This is a genomic window from Streptomyces sp. NBC_00878, from assembly GCF_026341515.1.
Taxonomy (GTDB): domain Bacteria; phylum Actinomycetota; class Actinomycetes; order Streptomycetales; family Streptomycetaceae; genus Streptomyces.
The window spans coordinates 231,735-244,474 of sequence record NZ_JAPEOK010000001.1; the positions used below are offsets into that span (position 1 = coordinate 231,735).

Sequence of the window (12,740 nt, forward strand, 5' to 3'; positions counted from 1 at the left end):
TCAGAAAGCGCCGACTCATGGTCGCGGTACTCGCATCAAGGCGCAGTGAACGCCTCACCCGTCACGTCGCGTTCCAGGCTTGTGCCCTGGAAGCCGTACGTGCCGATGTCCGCGATTTTGACCAGGACGCAGTAGCGGTCGACCGATTCGAGGGTGTCGGTCAGTTGGCGATGGTTCCTTTTGAGGAAGTGGATCGCGGCCTGGTTGGCCAGGGAGCTCTGACCGCAGATCAGCACGACGGGGCGGCTCGCCTGGGGTGGTACGAACTTGGCCACCAGCGCGTACTCCACCTCGTTCCGACGGAAGGGGTAGCGTCGGCCGCCCACGACGAAGGCCACCGAATCGGGGCCCGGACCGTGCGGCAGGATGCTGACACCTGGCAGGTGGGCTGCGAGATGGCCGCCCGTGCGGAGGTTGGCATCACCGAGCGGGCCGCCGACGCAGAACTCGGTGCGGTCGTCGTTACTGCCGCGGAAGTCGTCGCTGGACTCTGTGTCGACGTCACAGCCGAGCTGCCCGGCCAGGGTCGCGATCTCGATCATGGCGCGGATCTCCTGGTGCGGCGCGACCCCCCGTGCGTTGTGCTTGTTGCCGATGACGATGAAACAGCTCTCCCCCGGAACAAGGCCGAAGAAGTCCGCCTTGCCCCGCAGTCGGCGGGCGCGCTTGCCACGCTCCCAGAGCCAGACGAACCCACCACCGATGAGGCTGGTCACGAGACCGACCAGCACATTGACGACTACGGAAAAGATCGCCGCCCCCTCGCGCCCCCACCGCGCACAGTAGCTCTGTGCGCCTCGAACGCTTGATCCTCCACGACGGACCCGGCAGGTGACAACCGGATCCGGCCCGACCGCATGCACACCCGTCGGCACACCCACCGGCACATGGTCCTCGAACACTGTTCTCAGGCGCCCGATGGTGAAGAGTGTGGGCATGGAGTTCTTCTGCTACCACCGCGATCGGCCCGGTTCCGTGGCGCTGCGTCACGAGTTGCTGGAGGAGCACTGGTCCTACATGGACCGCTTCGGGAAGGAGATGATCGCCCGCGGTCCCACCCTCACCGAGGGCGGCGTGCCCACCGGCAGCGTGCACATCGTGGACTTGCCGGACCTTGCCGCCGCCCGCGCGTTCGCCTTCGACGAGCCCGGCTACCAGGCCGGCGTATACCGGGACGTGCTGCTGCGCCGGTGGCGCAACATGCTGGGGCGCACCATGTGGGACTTCCCCGGTGGCGCCTCCGATGGCAACCGGTACCTCGTCATCGGCCTTGGCTCGGGGCAGGGCGCCGACCTCGCCGTGCCGCCCGACCGGGACGAGTTGATCGCGTACGGGCCGCTGCTGTCCGACGACGGCACCACCTGGCTCGGTACGGCGGTGCTGCTCCGGGCACCGGACCCGGACACGGCACGCGCCGTACTGACCACAGGTGCGTACGCCGACATCGAGGTCCACAACTGGCAGTTCGGCGGACGGTCGTCCTGAGTCGTCACGAGTCCTCATGGTGCCGAAGATCGCGAGGCCCCCCGGTAATGCCGTCGCGTCACAAGGGGCCCTCGACACAAGGGAGTTGGGGCCTCACCATGGTGCCCCATCGTGGTGCCGACGCGTGAGGCACGCCGAATTGGGGGGTGGCTGTGGGGTACGAAGGACTGCCGCGCGAGTACCGGATGAGACGGGCGCGGATGCACATGTTTCTCTGGGTGATCATCCTGGGCACGCTGAGCCTGTTCCTGCCCATGTGGGCCGCCGACGACTTACCCGCCTCGTTCCGATACCCCTTCCTCGCGGCGTGGGTGGCTCTCATGGGCTGGCTCTTCTACGCCACCCTGCGCTGCTCCACCACCGTGGACATCAAAGCGATCCACGCACGGGGCATGGGCAAGCGCCGACGGCTGGCCTGGGAGGACATTCAGGACATCAAGGCTGAGGCCAACCCGGCCTCTGCGATGCAGAGCGGTGCGGCCAACGTGCTCGTGCACGCCTACGGCCGGGACGGCTCCAAGGTGCTGCTCCCCTTCGTCGACGATCTTCACGTGAACGTCGAGCGCGAACTCGGGCTGCTGCTCGAGGCATGGGAGGAACTGCGCGGCGAGGACTGGGCACCCGACCCGCGGGCCGCCGTGCTCATCGACCGGCGCGACGCGCGCCAGGCGGCCCTCATGATGGGATTCGCCGCGGTGATGATGGCGTTCATCCCGCTGACCGTACTGATGCTGCTGCCCCTCTTCGTCGACCTGCCGAAGTGGCTGGAGTCGGTCCTGCATCCGCTCCTGGTCATGGGCGTCGGAGCACCATTGATCTTCGTGCTGACCGCGATCTCCTCGTACCGCAACCGTCGCCCCAGCGGCTGACGGGACACAGCCGGAAGCCAGGGGTCGAGCGACTCAGTAGGGGTGCCGGTCCGGCTTGTGTGCCCAGGTTTCGTAGGCCTGGGCGCCGAGTTCGGGGTGGATCTGCTCGACGTGGATCCGGCGCTGGTCGAGGGGCTTTTGGAAGTCCTCGTACTGGAAGGCGTCGTCGAAGCCGATCTCGCGGGTGGCCTTCAGATCGCAGCTGTAGTAGACGTTGTCGATCCGCGACCAGTAGATGGCACTCATGCACATGGGGCAGGGGGCACCGCTGATATAGATCGAACAACCCTGGAGCATCCGGGCCCGCTCCGCCACCGGGTCGGGAGACCCTTCGGGGCGCGGCACATATTCGAGCGTGCTCTCGTTCTGGTGTTCCGGCGATATCGAGGGAGCCTCGGGATTCAGTCGCTGCACGGCCTTGCGTATGGTCTCCACTTCGGCGTGCGCGGTGGGGTCGCCGGTGAGCAGAACACGGTTCTGACCCCGGGCCACTATTTCGTCGTCCCGAGTGATCACGGCACCGAACGGACCGCCCCAGCCTTCTTCGACGGATTCAGTGGCGAGCCGTACGGCCTCGGCCAGGAACTCCTTGTGACTCATGTCGGGCCTCCACTCGTCGGGCCTCCACTCGGCACCGCCGAGGAAAATTAAGCCCGTTTGTCCGATAAGTCCTCTCTGAACTAGACTACTCCGCATGGGTGCCCGTGCAATCCGCGCCCCGGCCGGCGACGGTGCGACCGTCGTGACCTCCCAGAAAGTACGGGAAGGCCGCGATGACGAGTACCAGCGCTGGCAGCAGCGGACCAACCAGACCGTGCGCGCATTCGCCGGATTCGAGGGGACCGAAATGTATCCCCCGGGCGTCGGTGACGAGCGCGAATGGGTGGTGGTCTTCCGGTTTTCCCGTATCGACCTGCTGACCGACTGGCTGGAGTCCGGCGAGCGCCGGGAACTGCTTGCCCAGGGCCGTCCGCTGTTCGACGGGACGCCGACCCAGGAGGTCCTTGTCGGCGGTGCGCCGCCACCCGCCAAGGAGGAAGCCGTCACCGCAGTCATCTCCCACAATGTACGGCCCGGCCGGGAGGAGGACTTCATACGGTGGCAGGACAAGGCCCTCAGGGCTCAGGAGAGGTACGCGGGTTTCATGGGGACGGAGTTGTTCAAGCCGGTCGAAGGAATTCAGGATAACTGGGTCGTTGTCTTCCGCTTCGACACCCATGAACACCTCGACGATTGGCTCGCGTCCGGTGCCCGCGAAAAGCTCCTTGAGGAGGGCCAGGATTACTTCTCCTCCTACGATGTGCGCAAGGTGGGGTCGGCGTTCAGCGGTTGGTTCCGCTTCGGGGAAGGGGCCGATGAGGCGGCCCCGCCCAACTGGAAACAGGCCATGACCGTGGTGCTGGCGCTATATCCCACCGTGATGGTCCTGAATCTGACGGTGGGTTATGAGCTGGACAACATCGGATGGCCCGGATATATCGGCCTGTTCATCGGAAATGTGCTGAGCGTTTCCATCCTGACCTGGCTGCTGATGCCCCTGGTGAACCGTGCCCTCGCCTTCTGGCTGGTGCCCGGACGGGCGCGTACCGCGCGGATCCATGTGGCCGGGGCGGTCCTCGTGATGTTGTGCTGGGCCCTGTGCATCCTGGTTTTCGGGCTGACCACCGGCTGAGGAGCCCGTGGTGACGGAGAGGTCGAGGATGATCGGAGAAATCGAGGGGGAAATCGTCCGGCGGGGCGACGCCGCCTATGACAGCACCTGGTCGGCCATGCTGTGGAACAACCTCAAGCCGCAGCGTTTTCCCGACCTGATCGTCCGGGTCGCCTCGGACCGCGATGTTCCGGCGGCCATCCGTCTGGCCCGCTCGGAGGGTCTCCGCGTCGCCATTCGCTCCCATGGGCACAGCTGGTGCGGCTCACCGTTGCGCGACGGTGGCATGCTCATCGACCTCTCCGCGCTCAGCGGGTGCGAGATCGACCCGGCCTCGCGCACCGCGAGCGTGCAACCCGCGCTCACCGGGCGCGAGTTCGTCGCCGCGCTCGCTCCGTACGGCCTCGCCTTCCCTGCCGGGCACTGTGGCCCCGTCGCCCTGGGCGGCTACCTCCTCAGCGGTGGCCTCGGCTGGAACTCCGGCCTCCTCGGCCCGGCTGCCGCCGGCGTGCGGGCGGTCGAGGTGGTCACGGCGGACGGCGACCACGTCAGCTGCAGCCTGCGAGAGAACCCCGACCTCTTCTGGGCCGCGCGCGGTGCGGGACCCGGCTTCTTCGCGGTCGCCACCCGCTTCCATGTGACGCTGCACGACCTTCCCACGGCGGTCGCCGAGACCACGTACACCTTTCCCCTCGCCGAGGTCGAACCGGTGACCCGCTGGGCCACCGAAGCAGCCCGGCGGCTTCCGGCGAATGTCGAGGCGTCCTTCATGCTCGCGACCGCCTCCCCGGACATCACGGCGGCATCACCGCGGCCCAAGGTGATCAGCTTCACCGGCACCGCCTTCGCCCGTACGCGTGACGAGGCCGTGCGCTGCCTGGAGCCGCTGCGGGCCTGTCCGTTCGCCGAACGCGCCCTGTTCCGGCGGGTGGACGAGCCGAAGACCTTCGAGGATCTGTACGGCACGTCATCCGGCTTCTGGCCCCAAGAGCACCGCAACGGGGTGGACACTCTGTGGTCGGACACCGGGTACGAGACCCTGCTGCCCGTGCTCGCCGCCTCGCTCGCCCAGGCTCCGTCCGAGCAGTCGCTCGTCCTCGCTGCCTTGTGGCCCGCCTCGCGGGACCGCTCCCTCTCGCGCGACATGGCCTTCTCGGTGCTGGGCGAGACCTATGTCGCCCCCTTCGCGATCTGGGACGACCCGGCGGCGGACGCCGCCAACACCCGTTGGCTCCGGGACACCATGCGTGCCGTCGAGCCGTACGGAACCGGCCATTACATCGCCGAAGCCGACCTCACCGCCGACGCCTCCCGGGCGCGGAGGTCGTACGCCCCGGAGGACTGGGAGCGGCTACGGGCGCTGAAGGCGGCGTACGACCCGCAGAACGTCTTTCACACCTACCTCACGCCATGATGGGCCGGACGGCCAACAGCCTGCCCGTACCGGAACAGGCCTGCGGGGTCGATCCGGCGCTTGACGTCGACCAGGCGGTCGTAGTTGGCGCCGTAGTAGGCGTGCCGCCAGTCGTGCAGGTCCGGGTCGGGGAAGTTGACGTACGCGGCGTCGGTGTCGAGGCGGCGGCGCAGCATGTGGTGGGCGGCGCGGGTCTGCTCCAGCAGGCCGAGCACTTCGGCGGGGCGGGTGGCCGGCTTCCAGTGGGTGCCGATGTCGATGACGAAGGTGGCTTCCCGGTGGGGGTAGGCCGTTTCGTCCGGCCGTCGTGTCGCGGTGTCGCCGCCCATGGCGAACAGGGTCACGTAGCCGGTGCCGCGGCTCGGTCCCGGACGCCAGTTGCGCGTCCAGTCGGCGACGGCCGCCACGGTGTCCGGACTCGGCCACCGGGTGGGGACGAGGGACTTGGAGGCGTAGGCCTCTTTCGGGCCGGGGGTTTCCATCAGGAAGTCCTGCGCGGACCAGAAGCCGCGTTCCTCGATGACCGCGTGGGCGGGCCGCAGGCGCAGCAGGGCGGCGAACCGGCGGGACAGTGCGTCCCGGCCGCCGAGCCGCTGTCCGAGCAGGGCGAGGGTGGCGGTGCCGTCGCCGGTGTGCTTGAAGCCGATGCGTACGTCGAAGTCGTTGTCGCGGTCGGCGTCGAGGATGTGCCGCAACTCCTCCAGCACGTCGACGGCCGTGTGCAGGGGGTAGGTGAGCTGGAAGACGGTGGCGCGCAGTCGGTCCACGGGTACGGCGGCGAAGGTGAACGCGGTGTTGATGCCGAAGTTGCCGCCCGCTCCGCCGCGGCAGGCCCAGAACAGGTCCGGGTTCTCGTCGTCGGCCGCCCGGACGAGGGCGCCGTCGGCCAGTACGAGGCGGGTCTCGGTGAGCCGGTCACAGGTCAGGCCCCATTTACGGTCGTTGAAACCGAGGCCGCCGCCGAGGGTCAGGCCCGCCACGCCCACCTCGGGGCAACGCCCGCCGGGGAAGTACAGGTTCGCGGCGCGGGCGGCATACACGTCGGAGTTGGTGGCGCCCCCGCCGAGCCGCAGCTGTTGCTCCCGCGGCACGACCTGATTCATCGCGCGCAGGCTGATCACCAGGCCCGGGGTGGTGGAGTAGCCGGCGTAGTTGTGGCCGCCGGAGCGGGGAGCGAACGGCACTCGGTGTTTCGCGCACCACCGCACCGCCGCCTGCACGTCGCTCTCCGTCGCGCAGGCGAGGATCCCTGCCGGACGCACGGATGCGTAGCGCTGGTTGTCGACCGTCGCGCGGGCCGCGTACTCCGGCTGCCCCGGTCGGTACAACCGGGCGGCCGGGCTCAGGCTCCTGGCCAGCTCGCGCCACGCGGCGGGCTCCGCTCCCCCGGCGACGGGCGCCCGGCCGGCAGCGGCGGCGGCCGACCCGTTTCCGCCGCTCAGCGCGATCGCGGCCCCGGCGGCCACGAAAGCCGCTCCGGTACGCAGGACATGTCGTCGGCCGGTCTGCACAGGTACGCCCCTTCACACTTGGTGTCCGGATGCCGGAGCCCCGGGAGCCGCACGCACGCGATGCGCGAGATTCCCGGCCCAGCAGGGCTCACGATGGAGAAAGGCGGGGGTGGGAAGGGGGCCTGACACCCCGGGACGATCAACCTTCATGCGAACGGGCGACTGGCGGTCGGGTCCCTGGAGTTGTGATCAACTCCTGGGTTTCGTTCCCGTCCGGGGGCGGGATCCGGTAGAACGCTTGAGCGTGACTCGCGGCCGGTATGGCGTGCGCTGTCGGTGTGCGCTGTTCAGCGTGCGCACACCGACAGGGCGAACACCCAGGAGGGTGTGCACTCGGCCGCGGCACCGTGCCAGGTCTGTACGCACCGGCCAACGGAGGGTCGTCATGAGCGAGTCCGAGCTGAAGCGCGTCCTGCACCCCCATCTGCGCAAGGAGACACTGAAGGTGGCCCTGTCGGGGTACCTCGGTGCCGGTTTCCGGCGTGCCGTCCTCGGAGTGACCGATCGCCGGGTACTCCTGGTCAAGAGCGCCTATTGGTCGGTCCGCGACAAAGGCCTCCTGTGGGCGGACCCGCTCGACGAGGTGTCGCTGGCCGACAGACCGCTCGAGTTCTACGTGAACGGTGCCTACACCGGCAACACGTACGTTCGCATACGTCGCGCGGACGGCAGCACCTTCCGTCTCAACCCCCGTACGAACTTCATCGGCGGGAGTGACGGCACCCGGCGCAGCGTGGAAACCCTGTACTCATCGGTCAAGGGTCGTTTCTGATCACGTCTGCCCCGTCGTTCGCCGCGGTGCCGACGCCCGCGGTGCCGACGCCCGCGGTGACGCGGCGGTAGGCGGCGCGGGCATGGGCGAGGCGGGCGGCCGCGGTGCCGATGAGGGCCGCGGCGAGCAGGCAGGTGAGCCAGAACGTGTCGCGGTGCCCGGCCCAACTGAGGGTGCCCGCGGGCGGGATGGCAAAGCCGTTGAGGAACAGCCAGCACAGCGCGGCCGTTCCGGGGGCCGCGGTGAAGCGTGCGCGCCCGCCCAGCAGAGCCGCAAGCAGGGACAGCGCCGTCAGTGCGAATGCGGGCCGGTCGGTGCCGACGAGCGCGTTGAGGAGTGCCACGAGCAACAGGGCGCCGCCGAAGGCCGCGGCCCACACCAGCGGGGTGGCGACCGGCCGAGGGACGGGCCTTGCCCCGGCGCTCAGTGACACCCACTCGATCACGCTGACGGTTCCTTCCAGTCCTCCGGGGTACCGGCGGAGAGGTGTGCCGGCCCTTCCGGTGGCCGAGCGCGCGGCCCCGGGACGCGGATTCTCCCATGCGGCCCTCGACGGCGGTCCCGTTCGCCGAGTCCGGTCACTCGCTCTCGCCGAGTCCGGGCGCTGGCCAGGTTGCCACCAACGGCCACGCGAAGACATACCCGAACCGGACAGGAGTGGCGCCTCCCGTCGGCAGAACAGAGGTCGATGGATGGAGCATTGGTCTACGCCAACCGTCCCTGTCCCAGTACTCTCATGAGTGCCAGTGGCACACAAACCCCCCACCCCGGTTGCGTGCTGGCGCGGGCGATGCCCATGGAACCCTGCCCCGAGCAGCCGGGTGACCTCACTATTCGCCGCCTCTAGGAGGGTCACGGTGAAAGTTCGCACCCGAAGCTCGGCCATCATCGGCACCATCTGCCTCGTTGCTTCCCTCGTCTTGACCACGGCGTCCGCGGACGAGCCGGCCGCCCCACGTCAGGCGGCGAAGGTCACGCTCAAGGAAGTGGCCAAAGCCCAGAATCCGATCGCCGGCGCCGCCGGGCCCGGTGACACGGTCTGGATAGCCGAACGCGCGGGCACCGTACGGGTCCTGGACCACCGGGGACTCAGCAAACCCGTCCTCGACATCTCCGCCGACACCACCACCGACGGCGAACGCGGCCTGCTGGGCATCGCGTTCGACAAGAAGTTCAGGCACTTCTACATCTCGTTCACGAACCTCGAAGGCACCAGCACCGTGGACGAGTTCACCGTGCGGCACGGCAGGATCCAGCCGGCCACCCGGCGCACCGTCCTCGCCCAGACGCAGCCGTACTCGAACCACAACGGCGGCGACATCAGGTTCGGCCCCGACGGCTACCTCTACATCGCGCTCGGCGACGGCGGCGCGGGCGGCGACCCGCACGGCAACGGGCAGAACCTCGACACGCTCCTCGGCAAGCTGCTGCGGATCGACCCACTCGGCGGCAAGCCGTACGCGATCCCGCCGGACAACCCGTTCGTGAACGACCCGAACGCGAGGGACGAGATCTGGGCGTACGGGCTGCGCAATCCGTGGCGGTTCTCCTTCGACGCGGGCACGGGCGACCTGCTGATCGGCGACGTCGGCCAGAGCGACTGGGAGGAGATCGACTGGGCGTCGGCAGACAGCAAGGGCGGTGAGAACTACGGCTGGTCCTCGATGGAGGGCAGCCATCCCTTCCGGGGCGGCACGGAGCCCGCGAACCACGTGCCGCCGATCCACGAGTACGACCGCAGCGGGCTGGGCTGCTCGGTGACCGGCGGATACGTCTACCGCGGCAAGGCGATCCCGGCCCTCAAGGGACAGTACGTGTTCAGCGACTACTGCGACGGCACCCTCCGCGCTCTGCGGATCAAGAACGGGAAGGTGACCGGCGAGAGCGACCTCGGAGTCAACGGCGGCGAGGTCGTCTCGTTCGTACAGGACGGCGACGGCGAGCTGTACGCGCTCAACATCGGCGGCAGCATCTCCCGCATCGACCCGGCGTAGCCGCTACTGCCGGCAGTTCGCGACTGACGTCGGGCTCCGCGCAGGCGGAGCCCGACGTCACTCGCGCCAGTCGAGCTGCTGCTCAGGGACTCCGACGGAGCGCCCGTAGTCCCGGGCTTCGCGACGGCCTTCGGCCTCCCCTCGTGGATAGCGGAAGACCTTGTCGGCAAAGATCACGAACGTGTCGTGCGAGGTGTGGAAGTCGGCATACCAACCTCCCGTTGACGAGAGGCAGGACGCCAGCTGATCCGCGAGTCGCTGGGCTTCGAGCTCCTCGGCGGCGAAGTCCAGCAGCGTCCAGAGCCGTGGCTGCTCCTCCCCTCGGTTGGTCATCTCGACCCGTGTCAGCCTGGTGATCCGCAGTGGGATCCCGGTCAGCTGAGCCCCCACCCGCAGGCTTTCGGCGATCAGCACACCCTCGAGCATCTGAACCTCCTTGGTGTCGGTGTGGTGAGACCAACTGCCTTTCTTTGGGTGCTTGTTGGGCACCCGCAGGGCCCCGGCGGCACAGAATCACCACAGCCACGACAGATTGATTGACGCGCACCGTGCGGCGCTCTACCTTCTGATCGACTTTCCGAACCTTGTTCGAAATGTCGGCCAACTCGCTTGCGTGGCTGCGTAGTTCACGTCCCCGGCATCACACACGCCCGCAGCCGCTCACTCCATTCCCGCACGCCGCCTGGAGACCACGATGAGCGCCAGACCCCAGCCGTCCCGCCGTCTCTTCCTCGGTATGGCCGCGACCACTCCCCTCGCCATGTCCGGTGTACTGACCCTCGGTGCAGGTACCGCCCACGCGGCCGACTCGGCCTATGTGATGTGCTACTTCACCGAGTCGACCAGTCTCGGCGAGGGCACCGACTACGGCCTCCACCTCGCCGTCAGCACCGACTCACTCAACTGGACACCGCTCAACCAGAACAACCCCGTGGCCACCCCCACCGCGGGCGCCCTCGGCCTGCGCGATCCGTTCCTCATGCGCAAGCAGGACGGTACCTTCGTCGTCATCGCGACCGACCTCAAGGGAACCGACTGGGCCTACAACAGCCAGTACATCCACGTCTGGGACTCCGCCGACCTGCGCACCCTCACCGGCTACCGCCGCCTCAAGCTCCACGACATGACCACCCACAGCTGGGCGCCCGAGGCGTTCTGGGACGCCGGCCGGGGCCAGTACGCGGTCATCTACTCCTCGGTCAACTCCAGCGGCCACAACGTGATCATGGTGAACTACACCAGCGACTTCGTCACCGCCTCCGCCCCGCAGGTCTTCTTCGACCCCGGCTACGACGTCATCGACGGCAACATGGCGGTCGGCGTCAACGGCGTCAACTACCTCTACTTCAAGAAGAACCAGACACTCGTGGCGGCGCGCTCCACCTCCCTCACACCGGGCAGCTTCACCGAGTTCAGCGCCGGCGTCGCGCACGGCGGCACCGAGGCCCCGACCGTGTTCAAGTCGCTGACCTCGAACACCTGGTACCTGTGGGGAGATACGTACACGCCGAACGGCGTCTTCTACGCCTGGCAGTCCACCAACCTGGCCGCGGGCACCTGGACCGCGCTCGACCAGAAGACCTACACCCAGCCGGTCAACTCCAAGCACTGCGGCATCGCGACGATCACCACGGCCGAGTACAACAACCTGCTCGCCAAGTGGGGCGCCCCCGCCTGGAACCGGCTCAAGTCGTACAACTACCCGGCCCGTTACGTGCGCCACGCCAACTACGCCGCCCGCATCGACGAGTACCCCTTCGACCTGTACACCGACTCGCAGTGGAAGCTGGTCCCGGGCCTGGCCGACAGCTCCGCGGTCTCGTTCCAGTCGGTGAACTACCCGACCCGCTACCTGCGGCACTACAACTACGCGCTCCAACTCGACGTCAACGACGGCACGTCGACGTTCGCGGGCGACGCCACCTTCTACCGCATGGCAGGCCTCGCGGACGCCTCCTGGTCGTCGTTCCGCTCGTACAACAACCCCACCCGCTACATCCGCCACGCCAACTACGTGCTGCGCATCGACCCGATCTCCACGTCCACCGAACAGCAGGACGCGACATTCCGCGTCGGCTATTGACCCCGGGAGACCGGACACCGAGCCGCCCCAAAGACAGCGGTCCGTCAGCGGCAGAAAGTGGTCCGTGAGCGACGGACGGAGAAGGGAAAGAGGAGTACCCACTCCTTTCCACTCTCAACGTATAGCGCACGGGGGGCCTTGCGGCAAGGCCCCCTTCGTGCCGCAGAATCACCGGCCGAGGCCAGAATCTGCGGAAAACGGGAGTCGCGAAGTGCGTGTGTTGTTGTCTACGTATGGGTCGCGCGGGGATGTCCAACCGCTGGCGGGACTCGCGGCGCAGTTGCGAGCTCTCGACGCTGAGGTGCGGGTGTGCGCACCGCCGGACGAGGAGTTCGCGAAGCTGCTGGCCGGTGTCGGCGCGGAGTTCGTTCCGTTCGGCCGGCCTGACGGACAAACGGGGGCTGGTGTTCCTGGAGGCAGGCGCACCACCGCTGTACGTGGGCTTCGGCAGCATGCCCATGCGGGCCGCCACGGACGCCGCCCGGGTGGCCGTCGAGGCGATCCGGGCGCAGGGCCGCCGCGTACTCGTCGGGCGCGGCTGGGCCGACCTGACGATCGACGAGGGCGACGACTGCTTCGCCGTCGGCGAGGTCAACCACCAGGCGCTGTTCCGCCGGGTGGCCGCCGTCGTGCACCACGGTGGCGCGGGCACCACGACGGCGGCCGCCGTGGCCGGCCCGCCCCAGGTGGTCGTACCGCAGATGGTGGACCAGCCGTACTGGGCCGCGCGGGTCGCCGAGTTGGGCATCGGCGCGGCACACGACGGTCCGACTCCGACCTTCGAGTCCCTGTCGGCCGCCCTCAAGACAGCCCTGGCCCCCGAGATCCACGCACGGGCGGCCACCGTGGCCGGCATGGTCCGCACCGACGGGGCGACGGTGGCCGCGGAGCTGCTGCTCGACGAGGTCAGCCGGTAAAGGCCGCCCGTATCCGCGTGAACCACGCCGGATCGAGTCCCGGG

At 68.5% G+C, this 12,740-nt stretch carries 13 protein-coding genes; 8 read left to right on the plus strand and 5 right to left on the minus strand.

The genetic code is table 11. From position 1 onward, the window contains the following. Nucleotides 1-35: 35 nt before the first annotated feature. On the minus strand, nt 36-716 hold the full coding sequence (locus OHA11_RS00730) for a hypothetical protein (RefSeq protein WP_266490906.1): 681 nt from the start codon (nt 714-716) through the stop codon (nt 36-38). A gap of 220 nt (nt 717-936) precedes the next feature. Here OHA11_RS00730 and OHA11_RS00735 point away from each other — a divergent pair, with 220 nt between their 5' ends. After that, nucleotides 937-1,485, plus strand: coding sequence for a YciI family protein (locus OHA11_RS00735; protein ID WP_266506840.1), 549 nt, complete (start codon nt 937-939; stop codon nt 1,483-1,485). Between the two features lie 200 nt (nt 1,486-1,685). Next, nucleotides 1,686-2,354: a hypothetical protein gene (locus tag OHA11_RS00740; protein ID WP_266490908.1), complete on the plus strand. Its 669-nt coding sequence runs from the start codon at nt 1,686-1,688 to the stop codon at nt 2,352-2,354. A gap of 33 nt (nt 2,355-2,387) precedes the next feature. On the opposite strand, the gene OHA11_RS00745 is transcribed toward OHA11_RS00740, so the two are convergent. Next, nucleotides 2,388-2,954, minus strand: coding sequence for a nucleoside deaminase (locus OHA11_RS00745; RefSeq protein ID WP_266490911.1), 567 nt, complete (start codon nt 2,952-2,954; stop codon nt 2,388-2,390). Nucleotides 2,955-3,048: 94 nt separating this feature from the next. Here OHA11_RS00745 and OHA11_RS00750 point away from each other — a divergent pair, with 94 nt between their 5' ends. Together OHA11_RS00750 and OHA11_RS00755 are read left to right on the plus strand one after the other, a co-directional pair. Then, nucleotides 3,049-4,026 carry an antibiotic biosynthesis monooxygenase gene (locus tag OHA11_RS00750; RefSeq protein WP_266490914.1) on the plus strand — a complete coding sequence of 326 codons (978 nt, stop codon included), beginning with the start codon at nt 3,049-3,051 and terminating at the stop codon, nt 4,024-4,026. Nucleotides 4,027-4,054: 28 nt separating this feature from the next. Further along, nucleotides 4,055-5,419, plus strand: coding sequence for an FAD-binding oxidoreductase (locus OHA11_RS00755; RefSeq protein WP_266490915.1), 1,365 nt, complete (start codon nt 4,055-4,057; stop codon nt 5,417-5,419). Here OHA11_RS00755 and OHA11_RS00760 read toward each other — a convergent pair. Further along, nucleotides 5,404-6,930: an FAD-binding oxidoreductase gene (locus OHA11_RS00760; RefSeq protein WP_266490918.1), complete on the minus strand. Its 1,527-nt coding sequence runs from the start codon at nt 6,928-6,930 to the stop codon at nt 5,404-5,406. The two genes, OHA11_RS00755 and OHA11_RS00760, sit on opposite strands and share 16 nt — an antisense overlap. Nucleotides 6,931-7,315: 385 nt before the next feature. Here OHA11_RS00760 and OHA11_RS00765 point away from each other — a divergent pair, with 385 nt between their 5' ends. Further along, nucleotides 7,316-7,702: a hypothetical protein gene (locus OHA11_RS00765; protein ID WP_266490920.1), complete on the plus strand. Its 387-nt coding sequence runs from the start codon at nt 7,316-7,318 to the stop codon at nt 7,700-7,702. On the opposite strand, the gene OHA11_RS00770 is transcribed toward OHA11_RS00765, so the two are convergent. Further along, nucleotides 7,686-8,147 carry a hypothetical protein gene (locus OHA11_RS00770; protein ID WP_266490922.1) on the minus strand — a complete coding sequence of 154 codons (462 nt, stop codon included), beginning with the start codon at nt 8,145-8,147 and terminating at the stop codon, nt 7,686-7,688. The two genes, OHA11_RS00765 and OHA11_RS00770, sit on opposite strands and share 17 nt — an antisense overlap. Nucleotides 8,148-8,559: 412 nt before the next feature. Between OHA11_RS00770 and OHA11_RS00775 the strand changes: the two genes are divergently transcribed. Continuing rightward, nucleotides 8,560-9,696: a sorbosone dehydrogenase family protein gene (locus OHA11_RS00775; RefSeq protein WP_266490925.1), complete on the plus strand. Its 1,137-nt coding sequence runs from the start codon at nt 8,560-8,562 to the stop codon at nt 9,694-9,696. Between the two features lie 57 nt (nt 9,697-9,753). On the opposite strand, the gene OHA11_RS00780 is transcribed toward OHA11_RS00775, so the two are convergent. Continuing rightward, nucleotides 9,754-10,122, minus strand: a complete 369-nt coding sequence (locus OHA11_RS00780; protein WP_266490927.1) for a hypothetical protein — start codon at nt 10,120-10,122, stop codon at nt 9,754-9,756. A 268-nt stretch (nt 10,123-10,390) separates the two neighbouring features. On the opposite strand from OHA11_RS00780, the gene OHA11_RS00785 reads away from it, so the two are divergent. Next, nucleotides 10,391-11,779, plus strand: a complete 1,389-nt coding sequence (locus OHA11_RS00785) for a glycoside hydrolase family 43 protein (protein ID WP_266490929.1) — start codon at nt 10,391-10,393, stop codon at nt 11,777-11,779. Nucleotides 11,780-12,129: 350 nt separating this feature from the next. After that, the gene (locus OHA11_RS00790; RefSeq protein ID WP_266490932.1) at nt 12,130-12,696 is read left to right on the plus strand and encodes a glycosyltransferase; all 567 of its coding nucleotides are present in this window, start codon (nt 12,130-12,132) and stop codon (nt 12,694-12,696) included. Nucleotides 12,697-12,740 lie beyond the last annotated feature (44 nt).

Bases quoted from the DNA above. Each gene is read 5' to 3' on its own strand.
- OHA11_RS00785 (WP_266490929.1), top strand. From the start codon at position 10,391: ATGAGCGCCAGACCCCAGCCGTCCCGCCGTCTCTTCCTCGGTATGGCC.
- OHA11_RS00735 (WP_266506840.1), top strand. From the start codon at position 937: ATGGAGTTCTTCTGCTACCACCGCGATCGGCCCGGTTCCGTGGCGCTG.
- OHA11_RS00765 (WP_266490920.1), top strand. From the start codon at position 7,316: ATGAGCGAGTCCGAGCTGAAGCGCGTCCTGCACCCCCATCTGCGCAAG.
- OHA11_RS00755 (WP_266490915.1), top strand. From the start codon at position 4,055: ATGATCGGAGAAATCGAGGGGGAAATCGTCCGGCGGGGCGACGCCGCC.
- OHA11_RS00750 (WP_266490914.1), top strand. From the start codon at position 3,049: ATGGGTGCCCGTGCAATCCGCGCCCCGGCCGGCGACGGTGCGACCGTC.
- OHA11_RS00780 (WP_266490927.1), bottom strand. From the start codon at position 10,122: ATGCTCGAGGGTGTGCTGATCGCCGAAAGCCTGCGGGTGGGGGCTCAG.
- OHA11_RS00745 (WP_266490911.1), bottom strand. From the start codon at position 2,954: ATGAGTCACAAGGAGTTCCTGGCCGAGGCCGTACGGCTCGCCACTGAA.
- OHA11_RS00740 (WP_266490908.1), top strand. From the start codon at position 1,686: ATGCACATGTTTCTCTGGGTGATCATCCTGGGCACGCTGAGCCTGTTC.